The organism is Parazoarcus communis SWub3 = DSM 12120 (assembly GCF_003226565.1).
Lineage (GTDB): Bacteria > Pseudomonadota > Gammaproteobacteria > Burkholderiales > Rhodocyclaceae > Parazoarcus > Parazoarcus communis.
Genome location: NZ_QKOE01000016.1, coordinates 97849 through 113281, shown reverse-complemented (window position 1 = coordinate 113281; position 15433 = coordinate 97849). Strand labels below are relative to the sequence as shown.

14 protein-coding genes are annotated in these 15433 nt (G+C 65.2%); 3 read left to right on the top strand and 11 right to left on the bottom strand.

Annotated elements, in window-relative coordinates; translation table 11 throughout:
* From DNK49_RS18105 to DNK49_RS18055, 11 genes are all read right to left on the bottom strand, one after another.
* A partial coding sequence (locus DNK49_RS18105; protein WP_165843372.1) for an IS4/Tn5 family transposase DNA-binding protein occupies positions 1-259 on the bottom strand: 259 nt, incomplete at its 3' end.
* Between the two features lie 127 nt (positions 260-386).
* On the bottom strand, positions 387-1973 hold the full coding sequence (locus DNK49_RS18100; RefSeq protein ID WP_110527766.1) for a gamma-glutamyltransferase family protein: 1587 nt from the start codon (positions 1971-1973) through the stop codon (positions 387-389).
* A 28-nt stretch (positions 1974-2001) separates the two neighbouring features.
* Entirely contained in the window at positions 2002-2838 is an 837-nt protein-coding gene (locus DNK49_RS18095) for a sulfite exporter TauE/SafE family protein (protein WP_110527763.1), read from the bottom strand.
* Positions 2839-2899: 61 nt separating this feature from the next.
* Positions 2900-4225 carry a TRAP transporter large permease gene (locus DNK49_RS18090; protein ID WP_110527760.1) on the bottom strand — a complete coding sequence of 442 codons (1326 nt, stop codon included), beginning with the start codon at positions 4223-4225 and terminating at the stop codon, positions 2900-2902.
* The gene (locus DNK49_RS18085) at positions 4222-4755 is read right to left on the bottom strand and encodes a TRAP transporter small permease subunit (protein ID WP_110527756.1); all 534 of its coding nucleotides are present in this window, start codon (positions 4753-4755) and stop codon (positions 4222-4224) included. Before DNK49_RS18085 ends, DNK49_RS18090 begins: the two co-directional genes overlap by 4 nt.
* 18 nt (positions 4756-4773) lie before the next feature.
* The gene (locus DNK49_RS18080) at positions 4774-5856 is read right to left on the bottom strand and encodes a TRAP transporter substrate-binding protein (protein WP_110527753.1); all 1083 of its coding nucleotides are present in this window, start codon (positions 5854-5856) and stop codon (positions 4774-4776) included.
* A 517-nt stretch (positions 5857-6373) separates the two neighbouring features.
* Positions 6374-6820, bottom strand: a complete 447-nt coding sequence (locus DNK49_RS18075; RefSeq protein WP_110527750.1) for an Lrp/AsnC family transcriptional regulator — start codon at positions 6818-6820, stop codon at positions 6374-6376.
* Between the two features lie 57 nt (positions 6821-6877).
* The gene (locus tag DNK49_RS18070) at positions 6878-7666 is read right to left on the bottom strand and encodes a GntR family transcriptional regulator (RefSeq protein WP_110527747.1); all 789 of its coding nucleotides are present in this window, start codon (positions 7664-7666) and stop codon (positions 6878-6880) included.
* A gap of 50 nt (positions 7667-7716) precedes the next feature.
* Positions 7717-8946, bottom strand: a complete 1230-nt coding sequence (locus DNK49_RS18065) for an amidase (RefSeq protein ID WP_110527742.1) — start codon at positions 8944-8946, stop codon at positions 7717-7719.
* 34 nt (positions 8947-8980) lie between these two features.
* The gene (locus DNK49_RS18060) at positions 8981-9949 is read right to left on the bottom strand and encodes a polysaccharide deacetylase family protein (protein ID WP_207807037.1); all 969 of its coding nucleotides are present in this window, start codon (positions 9947-9949) and stop codon (positions 8981-8983) included.
* A gap of 13 nt (positions 9950-9962) precedes the next feature.
* Entirely contained in the window at positions 9963-10400 is a 438-nt protein-coding gene (locus DNK49_RS18055; protein WP_110527740.1) for a nuclear transport factor 2-like protein, read from the bottom strand.
* Between the two features lie 208 nt (positions 10401-10608).
* On the opposite strand from DNK49_RS18055, the gene DNK49_RS18050 reads away from it, so the two are divergent.
* From DNK49_RS18050 to DNK49_RS18040, 3 genes are all read left to right on the top strand, one after another.
* Positions 10609-11790: an ABC transporter substrate-binding protein gene (locus DNK49_RS18050; RefSeq protein WP_110527737.1), complete on the top strand. Its 1182-nt coding sequence runs from the start codon at positions 10609-10611 to the stop codon at positions 11788-11790.
* Positions 11791-11981: 191 nt separating this feature from the next.
* Positions 11982-12857 (top strand): branched-chain amino acid ABC transporter permease, encoded by an 876-nt coding sequence (locus tag DNK49_RS18045; RefSeq protein WP_110527734.1) that lies wholly within the window; start codon positions 11982-11984, stop codon positions 12855-12857.
* An 8-nt stretch (positions 12858-12865) separates the two neighbouring features.
* Entirely contained in the window at positions 12866-15421 is a 2556-nt protein-coding gene (locus DNK49_RS18040; protein WP_207807036.1) for a branched-chain amino acid ABC transporter ATP-binding protein/permease, read from the top strand.
* Positions 15422-15433 lie beyond the last annotated feature (12 nt).

Below are 15433 nucleotides of genomic sequence, written 5' to 3'. Positions count from 1 at the left end.
CGGCCATCCGCGCCTCGGTACGCGCCATGTGCGGCGCCAGCACCGCCTCCCAGCTCAGCCCCCGTTTATCCGCACGCGCCTGATCGAACAGTCGATAGGCTGCCTGGGTTTCCGCGCGGCTGTTGCACGCCCCGGGAATGCTCGCAGAGGGGGCCTCGGCCAACCGGTCCGCCAGCTTGATCAAGCGCTTGGTCAGACGGCCATCGCCCGCCTGTGCTCCGCCAAATTCGTTCATTGCCCAGCTCCCTTCGTCGTTCATGGCCATGCCTTGGTAGATAAAATGGCATGGAGCAAGCACAGGGTATACGAGACTAAGGTGTATGGTTATTCGGGCGCCCAGCGGGCGAGCCGTTTATGACGAAAGAGTTGTGTGGAATGGGATGGGCTTACACCCCCGCCACCACCCCGTCGCTGCGCGGATCCACCGCGCCTTCGATCAAGCCGTGAGGATGCCGCACCAGTGCGCCGGCGTGGCCCATGGTGTCGCTGTAGGCTTCGTTCAGCATTTCCACATCGTGACCCGCGTTGCGCAGGGCTTGTACCAGGGCCGGGTCGAAACGGCTTTCCAGCTTCAGCGTGGTGGTGATATCGCCCCAGGTGCGGCCAAGCAGCCAGCGCGGCGCGCTGACCGCCTGCTGCAGCGGCTGACCAAAACGGGCGTAGCGGGTGAATACCGCAGCCTGGGTCTGTGGCTGGCCTTCGCCGCCCATGGTGCCGTAGGGCATGACCCGGCCGTCGTCGAACAGCGCGAGTGAGGGGTTCAGGGTGTGGAAGGGCTTGCGGCTGGGCTCCAGCGCATTGAGCGCGGCTGGGTCGAGTGAGAAACTGGTGCCACGGTTCTGCCAGGTGATGCCGGTATCCTGGAGCACCACGCCCGAACCGAACTCCCAGTACACGCTCTGGATGAAGCTGACGGCGCGGCCTTCGCGATCGACCGCGCCCATCCAGATGGTATCGCCGGGGGCGGCCGGGTCGGGCCAAGGCAGGGCGCGTGTCGGGTCGATGTCGGCGGCGCGCTGGTCGAGTGCGGCCGCACTGAGGAAGCTGCGTGGATCGGCCGGCAAACGGCGCGGGTCGGTGACCACCTTGTCGCGCACACGGAAGGCGCGTTTGGTGGATTCCACCAGGCCGTGCACATGGGCAAAGCCTTCGCCCTCGGTGATGCCGAGGCGTTCGAAGATGCCCAGAATCATCAGTGCGGCCAGGCCCTGGGTCGGCGGCGGCAGGTTATAGACCGTGCTGTCGGCCAGGCGCACGGCTAGTGGTTCGACGATCTGTGCCGCGTAGGCGGCGAGGTCGCTGGTCCGCACCGGACTGCCGACGCGCTCCAGTTCGGCGCCGATCAGGGCGCCGATTTCGCCACGGTAGAAATCGTCCAGGCCGCGCTCGGCCAGTGTGGCGAGGGTACGTGCCAGTGCCGGCTGGCGCAGGATGTGACCGACTGCGGGCGGCTGGCCGTCGACCAGAAAGGTGTCCGCAAAACCGGGGGTGTCCTTGAGGCCTTCAAGCTTGCTGCGGGTCAGGGCTGACTGGCTGGCGGTGACGGCCACGCCGTCGCGCGCGTGGCGGATGGCGTCGCCCAGCAGGCGGGGCAGTGGCAGTGCCGGGCCCCAGCCTGCTGCCACCTCCAGTGCCCTGGCCCAGCCGCCGACCGTGCCGGCCACGGTCAGGGCGGCTTTCGGTCCGCGGGCGGGGATGGCGTCGACACCGGCGTAGAACTGGCGGTCGGCCAGGCCCGCAGCAAAACCGCAGGCGTCGATGGCCACCGGCGGCTTGCCGGGTTCGTGGATCAGCCAGAAGCCGTCGCCGCCAATGGCGTTCATGTGCGGATAGACCACCGCGATGGTGGAGGCGGCGGCCACCATCGCCTCTACGGCGTTGCCGCCATCGCGCAGCACGTCGCGGCCGGCTTGCGCGGCCAGGTGGTGAGGGGCGACCTGCATGCCGCCCAATGCGGTAAGGGTATGAATCATCAGAGGACTCCTGAGCGGGCGACGGTGTTCAGGCCAGCAGGCCGTAGAACATGCGGATCGAGGTAAAGGCAAGGAAGGCGGCGAAGACCTGACGCAGGCGGCGGGCGTCGATCGAATGCGCCAGCGCCGCGCCCCATGAGGTGGTGACCATGGTTGCCGGCACGATCAGCGCCATGCCCAGCAGATTGACGTAGCCGATGGTGGCAGGTGGGCGCAGCGGCACATCCATGCCATTGATCAGGAAACCCAGCGCGCCGGGAATGCTGATCACCATGCCGAGTGCGGCCCCGGTGCCCACCGCGGTGTGCATCGGGGTGCGGAAGGCGTTCAGCAGCGGCACCGACAGCGTGCCGCCACCAATGCCCATCAAGGTCGAGATGCCGCCAATCGACACGCCCATGATCGAGGTGCCGATCGGACCGGGCAGGCCCTTGCCCAGCGCGAAGCCGTCACGCTTGAAGGCCATGTTCAGCGCCACCAGCAAGGCCACGGTGGCGAAGATCGCGGTCAGGACCTGGCCGCTGAACAAGCCCGAGAGTACGGTGCCGAGCAAGACGCCGACGATGACCGGAGGCATCAGCTTGCCGAGCAGTTCGCGGTTCAGGCTGCCGCGCTTGCGGTGGGCGCGTGCCGACATGATGGAGGTCGGAATGATGGTGGCCAGTGAGGTGCCGACTGCCACATGCATGCGCACCGACTCGTCGATGCCGAGCAGCGTGAACAGGTGGTACAGCACCGGTACGATGACGATGCCGCCACCCACGCCGAGCAGGCCGGCCAGGATGCCGGCCACCACGCCGGTGGCCAGCAGTGCAGCGGCCAGGCCCAGCAACCAGGCGGTGCTGTAGCCGTCGAGGAATTCCATGAAATGCTCCCTTGTCGTTGTCGTGATCCCGGCGCGACGAGCGCGCCGGGGAAGGTGTCGATTACCAGCCGATCGCCTTGGGCAGCCAGGTGGCAATGCCCGGGAAGATGAAGATCAGCGCCAGTGCCAGCATCTGCAACAGGACGTACGGTATGGCGCCGGCATAGATGTCGCGGGTGGTGATGCCCGGCGGTGCAACCCCCTTCAGGAAGAACAGCGCCCAGCCAAACGGCGGAGTCAGGAAGGACATCTGCAGGTTCATCGCCACCAGTACCGCCAGCCACACCATGTCGGTGCCGTAGGCGTGGAAGACCGGCAGGAACATCGGCAGCGCGATGTAGGAGATCTCGATCCACTCCAGGAAGAAACCGAGCACGAACAGCAGCAACATCAGGAACAGCAGCGCGCCCATCTCTCCGCCAGGGATCAGCGAGAACAGGTCGTGCACCATCTGTTCGCCCCCCAGGCCGCGGAAGGCCAGCGCAAAGGGCTGGGCGCACAACAGGATGAAGAACACCATCGCGGTGATGGTCAGCGTGCCGTGCAGGGTTTCGCGCAGCAGGGTCCAGGTGAAGCGACGGGCGCCGATGGCGATCAAGGCACTGCCCAGCGCCCCCATCGACGCGGCCTCCGTGGGGGCGGCGATCCCGCCGATGATCGAACCCAGTACCGCCACCACCAGCAGCAGGGGCGGCAGGACGGTGCGCAGCAGGTCGCGGCCAAGCGTGCCGGGAGCTGCCTTGGCTCGCTCTTCAGCAGGAATGGCCGGCACCCAGTCGGGCTTGAGCTTGCCGAGCACGATCAGGAAGATCACATACACCGCGGCCAGCACCAGCCCCGGGATGAAGGCAGCGGCAAACAGGGTGCCGACCGATTCGCCGACGATCTCCGACAGCAGGATCAACACCAGACTGGGCGGGATGATCTGCCCCAGCGTGCCGGATGCGCAGATCGTGCCGCAGGCAATGCTTGGTTTGTAGCCGCGGCGCATCAGCGTCGGCAGCGTGAGCATGGCCACGGTGACCACCGTGGCGCCGACGATGCCGGTGGACGCGCCCATCAACACGCCGACCAGGATGATGGCAATGCCCATGCCGCCATTGAGCCCGCCCATGGCACGGCCAATGGTCTCGAGCATGTCCTCGGCTACGCGTGACTTTTCCAGCATCACCCCCATGAACACGAACAGGGGAATCGCCAGCATGGTGTAGTTGGTGACAACGCCGTACAGGCGGGCCGGCAGCAATGAGAACAGCATGCTGCCGAAACCGAGGTAGCCGGCGGCAAAGCCCGACACTGCCAGCGCGATGGCCACCGGCACGCCGATCATCATCAAGGCCAGAAAGCCGCCCAGCAGGCCGAGGACCAGCCATTCGTTGCCGCTCATGTGCGGACCTCCAGCGAGTCGTGGGGGTAGGCCGGTGCGCCCTGCAGCAAGGTGGCGAGCGCGCGCAGGGTGTCGAGCAGGCCCTGGATGGCGAGCAGCGAGAAGCCAAGCGGGATGAAGGCCTTCAGCAGGTAGCGCCAGGGCAGGCCGCCCGGATCGGGCGAGCCCTCGCCGATGTCGTAGGCCTGCATCACGTAAGGCACTGCCAGCCAGGCGATGATGGCGCCCACCGCCAGGGTCAGCACGCCGCTGAGCACGTCGATCGCGGCCTGGGTCTGCGGGCTGAAGCGGTCATAGAGAAAGTCCACCCGGACATCGGCGCGGTGGTACACGGCATAGGCCATGCCCAGCAGGGCAATGGGCGAGATCAGGTGCCACTCCACCTCCTGCAGCCCGACCGGGCTCCAGGAGAAGGCGTAGCGCAGCAGCACATTGGCAGCCACGAGCAGCACCAGTGCCAGGATGGCGGCACGGGCCACCCACCCGAGTGCGAGGATCGCAAGCTCGAGGGGTTTCAACAGCAAGTTCATGTCAGTGCTCTCGTCGGCTCAAAGCGACAGGAAGGACTTTTCGCTGACGGCGGCCCACGATTCGTGCTTCTTGCGGAAGGCCATGAAGGCATCGTGCACCTTGCGCGTGGCCGGATCGGCCTTGGCCAGGCTTTCCAGCGTATCCGCGGTCACGGTCTTGAGCTTGGCGATGATGTCGGCCGGCAGCGGACGGGCGGTGACGCCCTGGTTGGTGACCAGATCGGTCAGGGCGTCGGCGTTGACCGCTTCGCACCAGGCATGGCTTTCCACGTTGCAGGCCTGGGCGGCGGCGCGGACGATGGCCTGCAGGTCGGCGGGCAGGCTGTCCCAGGCCTTCTTGTTGATCATCAGCTCGGTGACGTTGGTCGGCTCGTGCCAGCCGGTGGTGTAGTAGTTCTTGGCCGCCTTGTGCAGGCCCAGGCGACGATCCTGGTAGGGGCCGACAAACTCGGCAGCGTCAATCACGCCGCGCTCCAGCGCCGGAAAGATCTCGCCACCGGGCAGCAGGCGCACGGCCACGCCCAGTTCGGCATACACCTTGCCGGCCAGCCCGGGGATGCGCATCTTCAGTCCGTTGAGGTCGGCCACGCTCTCCAGCGGCTTGCGGAACCAGCCGGTCATCTGGGTGCCGGTGTTGCCCATCGGCATCGCCATCAGGCCGTGCGCGGCGTACAACTCGTTCCACAGCTCCAGGCCGCCACCGTGGTAGATCCATGCGTTCATGCCCTGGGTGTTCATGCCGAAGGGCACAGCGGTGAAGTACTGCGCCGCCGGCACCTTGCCGGCCCAGAAGTAGGCATTGGCCGCATTCATTTCGACCATGCCCTTGGAGACGGCGTCGAAACCTTCCAGCGCTGGAATCAGTTCGCCAGCGGCAAAGTGCTGGATCTTCAGGCGGCCGCCCGACATTTCCTCGACCTTCTTGCAGAAGTCGGTCGGGCTGCCCGGGCCCTGCACGTAGAAGGGCGATCCCGGACCGTAGGCATTGGTCATCTTCCAGTTGAAGGTGGCCTTGCTCTGGGCGCGGGCAATGGCGGGGGCACCGAGGATGGCGCCGGAGAGGGCTGCACCGGAGAGGAATTTGCGGCGATTCAGGGTCATGCTGGCTACTCCTGTTGGGATTGGGGCCGGACACCTTTTTGAGGTGTCATTTGTAAAGTGCTTCGATAGCGCTTTAGCAATGGCTGTGCCAGCTTGTTGTTTATTTTAAGTTGCTGTTTTTATGGTTTTAATTGATTTTGATTCTGTGCATTCCCGCTTGGTTGCGATGCACAAACCGGTGCATCGCCTGGGGTGAACGCATTTACAAGTGGCGAATCGACGGTTCAAGTCGATACATTCGTAAGCTATCCGCTGACGTTTGGTGGCGAATGGCGTGCTGGGGGCAATTCGGGCGAACAAATGGAAGATCTGCACCGCCAAGGCGCAAATGCACCGCAGCGGTGCATCAGATTGGTGTGCCGATGGCTGGGCGAGGCCCGGGCGGGGGGTGGTCGTGGGCGGGATGCGACTGTCAGGCTTCGCCCACTCGGCTGCCTTGTGCCTCATTGCAGGGCTTCGTCGCGTCTTGGCTTATGACTTGCCAGACGCCTGCTGGGGGGGAGCAGCGCTTGCCTGCTTAAAGCCGGGCGCCGCCGCGCCGGTTCTTGACGCGCGACAGTAGCGACTTGCAGTCGACCGACAGGATCTCGGGCCGGTTGAAGATGTGTTTGCGTACGAAGGCGTCGAAGGTTTCGACGCTGTCGGTCAGGGTGTGGATGTGCAGGCTCTGCAGGTCACTCATGATGTACAGGCTGACCACCTCGGGGCAGTTGGCCAGCTCTTCCGAGATGGGCTCGAGTGCCACGGGTGCCACCCGCAGGTCGATGAAGGTGGAGACCACCTTGCCCAGCTTTTCCGGGTTGACCACTGCCGAGAACTGTTCGATCACCCCGCTTTCGACCAGCGCCTGTACCCGTGCCCGCGCATGCGCCCGTGAGATGTCGAGCTGGCGGGCGATGTCGGCAAAGGAGGCGCGTGCGTCCTTGATCAGGATGTTGAGCAGGGCGCTGTCGAGCTTGTTCATGGTGTGGCCATCCGTGTCTGGAAATGATTGCAATGCAGCTTTCATGCCCGGACAGGGTCAGCGCAGGCCCAGCATCCGTGCCAGGCTGTGTTCTTCTTCCGAGCGGTCGAGGCAGATGTTGCGTTCCAGTGTCTCGAGGTGTGCCCGCATCAGGGCGACGGCCGCATCGGCGTCACCGCGTTCGATGCAATCGACAATCTGCCCGTGCTCTGCATGCTCGCAACTGGCATTGCCGGGTGGTTCGTACAGGGCGACGATCAGCGAGCAGCGCGATACCAGTTCGGTCAGGTAGCCGGCCAGCACCGGATTGCGTGCGAGGGCGCCGAGCTTGAGGTGGAAGGCGCTGGCCAGGCGGGCCCAGGCGGGCTGGTCGTAGCGGTGCATGGCGGCATGCTCCTCCGCCAGCTGGGTTCGCAGACCGGCGATGTCTTCTGCGGTGGCGTGACGGACCACCAGGCGGACGATGGCGGCTTCCATCACCTGGCGGGCCTCGAAGATCGCCCGGGTTTCCTCGGGCGTCGGGGTGGCGACCACTGCGCTCTGGTTGGGACGCAGTTCAACGATGTGGTCGTGGGCCAGTTGCTGCAGAACCTTGCGCACCGTCGAGCGGCTGACCTTGAACAGCTTGCTCAGTACGGCTTCGGGTAGGCGGGTGCCTGGCGCAAGACGTTGGTTCATGACCCCTTCGAACACCGAATGATAGATCTGCTGTTCGATGTCGCCGCTGCCGCGGCGGCCAGTGGCAGGGGTGTCGTCCGTTTCGTGCAGTGTGCTCAGGGCCTCGTCGGACAGGCTGTCGGTCTCGTCAGGTTCGGGGGAGGTCGGGGTGGCGGGTGTGCGCGTCATGGCGGATGTATGCGGCTGATCGCCCGGTGTGCTTGCCGGGCGAGGGTTCGTCAGAGCGATGCGGCGATGCGGGTAGCCAATCTTACCAATTCGGCATCGCTGCCGGCCGGGCCGACCAGCGAAATCCCAAGAGGCAGGCCGTTGCTGCCGGTAAAGGGGATGCTGACCTGAGCCAGCCCGCCAATGCCGGCCATGCAGGTGATCTGCAGGGTGCGCATGCGGACCGCATCCACGGCATCGCCTGCCGCATCCACCGCAGGCGCGACACTGGCGGCTGAGGGGATGACGGCGATGGCGTCGTCTCCGAACAGGTCGCGCACATGCGAGCGGATCTCCAGGATATGTGCTTTTGCGGCCTGCCCGGCTCCATCGGTGATGGAGGATGAGTCGCTCCAGCGTCCGGCGATGGCGGGGGAGAAGGTCGGCTGATGGGTGGTGATCCAGTCGCCGTGGGCTTGCCAGGCCTCGTAGCCTCCCGCGGTGACGTAGGTCTGCCGCCAGTCGTTCAGGGTTTCGTTGCCGCGGGTGACGGTCAGGGCTACGACTTCGGTCTGCAGCAGGCGGCTTGCAGCGGCCAGCACCTGATTCAGCGGGTTGGTGAACTCGGGGTCGGCGAGCGCGCAGGCGGCCATCGGCTGAAGGACACGGCGAAAGCGATGTGGGGAGGCGGGTAGCAAGACCTCGGCGACACGGCGGAAGGTGTCGGCGTCGTGCGCGAGCCAGGTTGCGGTGTCGAAGAAGGGGTGCAGCGGCACCATGCCGGCGCGCGACAGCACGCCGTGGGTGGTGCGCAAGCCCCACAGACCACAGTAGCTGGCCGGCACCCGGGTGGAGCCGCCAGTGTCGCTGGCAAGCGCGAAATCGCACAGCCTGGCGGCCACTGCGGCAGCCGATCCGCTCGAAGACCCGCCCGGAACCCGCCCAGGGGCGCGTACGTTGATGGGGGTGCCGTAATGGATGTTGTCGCCGTTGATGCTGTAGGCGATCTCGTCAGTCAGCACTTTGCCGACCAGGGTGGCGCCCGCTGCGAGCAGGGTGTCGACCAGCGGGCTGCTGCGCTCGGGAATGGGGTGGGTGGCGAGCCAGGTCGGGTTGCCGGCGCCCGTCGGGTGACCGGCAACGTCGAAGACGTCCTTGACGGCGAATCGCAGCCCATCAAGTGGACCGTGTGCGGTGGGCGGGATGACAAAACGGCCGTGTGGCACCCAGGCACCGACGGTGTCGTGGATGGGAAAGCCCGAGTCAAGGTCAGCGGTGTGTTCCTGAGGTGTAGTGGTCATGATGGTTTGGTGAGCAGGTGGAGGGGTAGGCAGTTCAGGCGAGGTCAAGCACGCCATCCGCGCACAGGCGATCGATATGGGTACAGATGGCACCCGGGGTGGTCAGCCAGATTTCACCCCGGTCGCGCGCAGCTGCGAGGTGCTGCAGTGCTCGCCGCAAGTGGCGCAGGCGGTAGGGCTGACCGACCAGGTAGGGGTGTAGCGCGATGCCCATGACGAGCGGCTGCTGGCGGGATTGCTCGCGCATTTCGTCGAAGTTGTCGATGATCATGTCGGCGAAAGGTGCAGCGTCCAGTTGACGCCCGATCAGCATCGGAATGTCGTTGAGCTCCTGCGGATACGGGATGGACCACAGCCGGCGGCCGCAGCGGGTCTGCATCGGCACGGGTTGGTCGTCGTGGCACCAGTTCAGGGTGTAGCGGTACCCTGTTTCAGCAAGCAGGTCCGGCGTGAGCCGGCTTTCCGAGATCCAGGGTGACAGCCAGCCGGAGGGGGCGACTCCGCTGCTTGTTGCAATGCGTTCGCGGCAGCCCTTGAGCAGTGTGATCTCGGTGTCCGGATCGAAGTCGGACTGACGCGCCGAGTTGGTGTGACCGTGACCGATCAGCTCGTCGCCGCGCGCGGCAAAGGCCGCCACCAGTTCGGGGCAGTGATCGTACAGTGCGGTATTGATCAAAGCCCCGGCAGGCAGGCCGAGCTGGTCGAACATCTCCAGGCAGCGCCAGGCGCCAACGCGGTTCCCGTATTCCCGCCAGCTGTAGTTGAGGACATCGGGTTCCGGCGAGACCGGCCCGAGGCGAGCGCCCAGCCCCTCGCCAAAGGCGAAGTGTTCGAGGTTGAAGCCGATGTAGACCGCCAGACGCTTGCCGTCTGGCCAGCAATAGTCAGGACGTCGGGTGATCGGCCGGTAGTCGAAGCGGCCATGGTGGGGCAGTGGGGCGAACGGCGCTGCGGAGCAGGGACCGGGTCGCGCCGTTGATTTGGCAGGAGGTGGGGCGTGCATGCGGCTCGCTCCCTCAGCCCTCGAGTCCCGAACGGGTCAGCAGCCATTCGGCACTGTCGTTCCAGACCTGCATTTCGGTAATCAGCCCGTCGCGTACCACGTAGCGGTCTACATAGCGATTACCTTCGAATGGGCTACCGTCCGGCCAGGCTCCGTATAGCGTCCCCAGGCTGTAGACGATGGCCTCTTCGGCGCTTGCGCCGCAGACCACTTCGATGCGCTCGTAGCGCTTCTTCACCCAGGCATAGCGGCCGGCATTGAACGCGGCACACTCGGCCGGGTCGTGCATCTCGCGGCCGCCGGTAAAACGGATGCGGAGCGTGGGCGAGATGAAACGTCGCGCGCCCTCGGGGTCAGGGATCATCAGGGTACGCAGGTAAGTGTCGACAATTTCTGCGGCAGATTTTGCGTAATCATTGTCCGCAATGATCGGCATTGGTGCGTCGTGCATCGCAAATCCTCCTTTTTGCACCGTGGCGGTGCGAATTGAGATGAATCGAGGGGTTAGGGTTTGTGAATGCAAGAGTAATGCCAAAGTGTATACACTTTGTGTTTATTGGTGTTGTCAAAAATTATCATCTATGTGAAGCAGTCTGGCACGGCGATTGCATTGCTTCGTTCGTGAGCCCTTTCTTCTCTCTCGTATGGAGTGATGCAACATGAACATGACGCGCCGGACCTTCATCGCTGCCGCCACCGCGGTGGCCTCCTTCAGCCTGCTTGCGCCCGTGCAGGCCGCCGAGCCGATCAAGATCGGTCTGGTGGCGGCACTGTCCGGGCAGTCCGCCTTGTCTGGCGAAGCCATTACCCGCGGCCTGACGATCGCGATCGACGAGATCAATGCCAGCGGTGGTCTGCTGGGCGGGCGCAAGCTGGAACTGGTACGCCGCGATGACGAGTCGAATCCGGCCAAGGGCGTGGTGGCTGCGCGCGAGCTGATCTTCCGCGAGAAGGTCACGGTGCTGTTCGGCGGCCTGGATACGCCGGTTTCCCTGGCTATCGTGCCGCTCGCCAATCAGGAGAAGGTGCCTTTCATGGGGGCATGGGCGGCTGGGACGCCGATCACCAAGAACGGTGCCGAGCCCAACTTCGTGTTCCGCGTGTCGGCGGTCGATGAGATCGTCAACCAGGCGATGCTCGACTACGCGCAGAAAACGTTCAACGGCAGCAAGTTCGGCATGATCCTGGTGAATAACCCGTGGGGTGAGTCCAACGAGAAAGGTCTGCGTGCCGCGTTGCAGGAGAAGGGGCTGGCGCCGGTCGGGGTCGAAAAGTTCGAGGGCAATGACGTCGACGTCGTCCCGCAGCTCTCCCGTCTGAAGGCTGCAGGCGCCGATACCCTGTTCATGGTGGGCAATGTCGGCCCGTCTGCACAGGTGGTGAAGTCGCTTGATCGCATGGGCTGGAAGGTGCCCATCGTGTCGCACTGGGGGCCGGCTGGCGGCCGTTTCACCGAGCTGGCAGGACCGAGCGCGAAGGACGTTCACTTCGTTCAGACCTACAGCTTCTTCGGCAAGCAGTCGGCGGTCGGTGAGAAGGTGATCAAGGCCATGATGACCCGATACCCTGACGTGAAGGGGCCGGAGAACATCACTCCGGCGGTGGGCGTGGCCAATGCCTATGACGGCATGCAGTTGGCGGCCAGGGCGATCGCCAAGGCGGGTTCGACCGATGGCGATGCCGTGCGCAAGGCCTTCTATGACATCGACGAACATGTGGGTCTGATCAAGACCTATCGCAAGCCTTTTGCACCCGGCGTGCATGACGCAGTGACCAAGGACGATTACGTGTGGGCGCGCTTCATCGACAACCGCATCCTGCCCGTGAGCCTGGGGGAGTAAGCCTCCAGCTGTCTGATGGCCGGGGCGTCCTGCTCCGGCCCTTCGAACCTGGAAACGGCCGTTGAGCACGGGTTGATGACCCGGAAGCCGGAGGCAAATGACATTCTGCGCTTTCGGCAGACGTCGCCGGTCGGATGGGTACGCCCAACTGCGGTGGCCAGGTTGAATCACACTTCTGAACGGGGAACGCCATGCTTTTGTCCGCCTTGATCAGCGGCGTCGGGCTCGGCAGCATGTACGGCCTGATGGCGCTGGGTTTTTACCTGACCTATGCGGTATCGGGCACGGTGAACTTTGCCCAGGGCAGCTCGATGATGCTCGGTGCGGTGCTGACCTTCACCTTTGCCCAGACTTTGGGCTGGCACCTGTTGCCGGCCATCCTGCTGGCACTCGCGCTGTGCGCGCTATATGGCCTGCTGGTGGAATTCGTGGCGGTGCGGCCGTTTGTCAGCCGGGGGTCAGATGCCTGGCTGATGGCGACGGTGGCGCTCGGCATCGTACTGGACAATCTGGTGATGTATGCCTTTGGCAAGGAGCCGCGGAGCTTGCCGTCGCCACTGGCGGTGAACCCGCTGGAGGTTGGTGGTGCGGGCCTGGGCGTCTATCCGCTGCAGGTGCTGATTCCGCTGGTCGGTCTTGCGCTGGCTGCGCTGCTGCATACCGTGTCGCGTCGGACGCGCTGGGGTACGGCGATGCTGGCGGTCACCCAGAACCGTGATGCCGCACGGCTGATGGGGATTCCGATCCGGCGGACCATTGCCGTGGCGTTTGCACTGTCGACCTTGCTTGCCGGTGTGGCCGGGGTTTTGATTGCGCCGCTGTTCAACGTGCATTCCGACATGGGTACCCTGTTTGGCCTCAAGGCCTTTGCGGTGGCTATTCTGGGCGGCATCACCAGCGCGTGGGGGGTGATGATTGCCGGCCTGCTGTTCGGGATCGGTGAAGCGCTGATCACCGCCACGCTGGGGTCGAGTTACACCCAGATCCTGATGTTTGCGCTCGTCATTGCCGTGCTGGCCGCCCGCCCAAACGGTCTGTTCGGTCGTGCCCAGGTGAGGAAAGTATGAAGCCCCGGATGACGATGTCTGCGGCTGACCGTATCGAGGCAGCGAAGCCGATTGACGGCTTGCTGCCCGGTTCGCCCCTGCAACTGGCCGCAGTGGCGGCGGTGCTGGTCGTTGGTGTGGTGCTGGCGCTCAGCGTCAATGGCTACTACGTGTTTGTACTGGCCAACGTGGCCTTGCTGGCGATTGTCGGCATCGGTCTGAATGTGCTGCTCGGGCTCACCGGGCAGGTCTCCTTCGGCCATGTCGGGTTCTATGCGCTCGGCGCCTACACGGTGGCCATCCTGACCGCATCGGCAGGGTGGAGCTTCTGGCTGGCATGGCCGTTGGGTGCTCTGGTCGCTGCGATCAGTGGCGGCTTGCTCGCACTGCCCGCGTTGCGGGTGCGCGGGCCCTATCTGGCGATGCTGACGATCGCGTTCGCGTTCATTGTCGAACATGGCATTGTCGAGTTGCGCGAACTCACCGGAGGGCAGAACGGCATCATGGGCATCGGCTCACCGACGCTTGGCGGCCTTGCCCAGGGTGAGCGCGCGGTCGCGATCCTGGCCATCGTTGCTGCGGTGGCGATGCTGTGGGTGTATGCACTGCTGTCCCGTGGTACCTGGGGTGCAGCCATGCGGGCGGTGCGTGACAGCGAGACTGCGGCCGAGTCGCTGGGGATCGACCCCCTGCGGATCAAGACCGTGGCCTTCGTGTTTTCGGCCGCGCTGGCCGGATTGGCCGGGGGGCTGTTTGCGCCCTTGTCCGGATTCGTGACGCCGCACAGCTTCGCCTTCTCGCTGTCCATCCTGTTCGTGCTGGTGGTGATGATCGGCGGTGCCGGCTCGGTAGCAGGACCCCTGATCGGTGCGGTCATCGTCGGCTTGCTGCCGGAATGGCTGGCGAGCATGGAAGAGTATCGTCTGCTGTTCTTTGGTGCCTTGCTGCTGGTGGTGCTGTGGGCTGCGCCAGGAGGCGCGGTCGGCTTGCTGGCGTCGCTGGCACGGCGCTGGCGTCCGTTGCCTGAGGCAGTGGGGAAGGCTTCGTCCGCCGAGCCTGTGTCTGGCCGCGACGCGGTGATGCCGCGCCAGCGCCAGCCCTTGCAGGCAGACGGGCTGGCCATGGTGTTTGGCGGATTGCGGGCTGCATCCGGTGTCAGCCTGATGGTGAAGCCAGGTACGTTGACCAGCCTGATCGGTCCCAACGGTGCGGGCAAGTCCACGGTGATCAACATGCTGACCGGTTTCTACCGGCCGTCGGAAGGTGACTTCTCGGTGGGCGGTGTGCGGCTCGCCGGGCGTCCGGCCTACCGCATCGCGCGTGCCGGTGTGGCGCGGACCTACCAGACCTCGTTGCTGTTTGGCTCCTTGAGCGTCATCGACAACGTCACCCTGGCGATGACGGGTGGGCGTCTTGGCAGCTTTCTGGGGCGGACACGGTTTGCTGCGCCTTCGGCGCGCGATCAGGCGCGCGGACTGCTGGCTTTCTGTGGCTATCGCGGTAGCCTGGAAACGCCCGCGGCTGACCTGGCGCATGTCGACCGTCGTCTGGTCGAGATTGCCCGGGCGTTGGCGACCGATCCTGACATCCTGTTGCTGGATGAGCCGGCTGCCGGCCTGTCGCGTGATGACAAGCGCCAGCTTGCGGACCTGCTCACCCGGGTGGCACGGGCTGGCATTGGCGTGCTGGTGGTCGAGCATGACATGCCGTTGGTGATGAGCATTTCCGACCATATCGTGGTGCTCGATGCCGGTCAGCCGCTGGCCGCCGGTACACCGTCCGAGGTCCAGGACAACCCCGCCGTACGGCGGGCCTATCTGGGGGAAGGCGGCGGCAGTCCCAGTCTGGCGACGACGGGCGCGCGCGCGACGGCCGGGGCCGAACTGCTTGGGGTCGATGCACTGACTGCAGGTTATGGTGCTGCGCCGGTGCTGCAGCAGGTCGGCATCAAGGTACGGGAAGGAGAACTGGTTGCCTTGCTCGGGGCCAACGGCGCTGGAAAGTCGACGCTGATGCGCGCACTGTCCGGTTTGCATCGACCGGTCATGGGGGGCATGCACCTGGATGGCGTAGCGCTTGAAGGCTTGGGTGCCGAGCAGGTGGTGGGCCTCGGCCTGGTGCTGGTGCCGGAGGGGCGTCAGGTGTTTCCCGAGTTGTCGGTGGTGGACAACATCCGTCTGGGCGCCTTCCGCTGTCCGGACCGGATGGAGGAAAGGCTGGAGGCGATGCTCGATCGTTTTCCACGCTTGCGCGAGCGCGCCCACCAACGTGCGGGTCTGCTGTCCGGAGGCGAGCAGCAGATGCTGGCGATCGCGCGCGGTCTGATGGCCAAGCCACGCGTCTTGCTGCTGGACGAGCCTTCGCTCGGTCTGGCGCCGAAGGTCATCGAGGATCTTTTCGGTGTGCTGGATCGACTGCGCGGAGAGGCGCTGACCATCGTGCTGGTCGATCAGATGGCGTCGCTCGCCCTGGCGCTGGCCGACCGCGCCTATGTGCTGGAGGGGGGCAGGGTGGTGGCACAGGGGACGGCCGCCGAGATTGCCGGCGACAGCGCGTTGGCGCGGGCGTATCTCGGCGCTCATTGAGTGTGCAGGCCC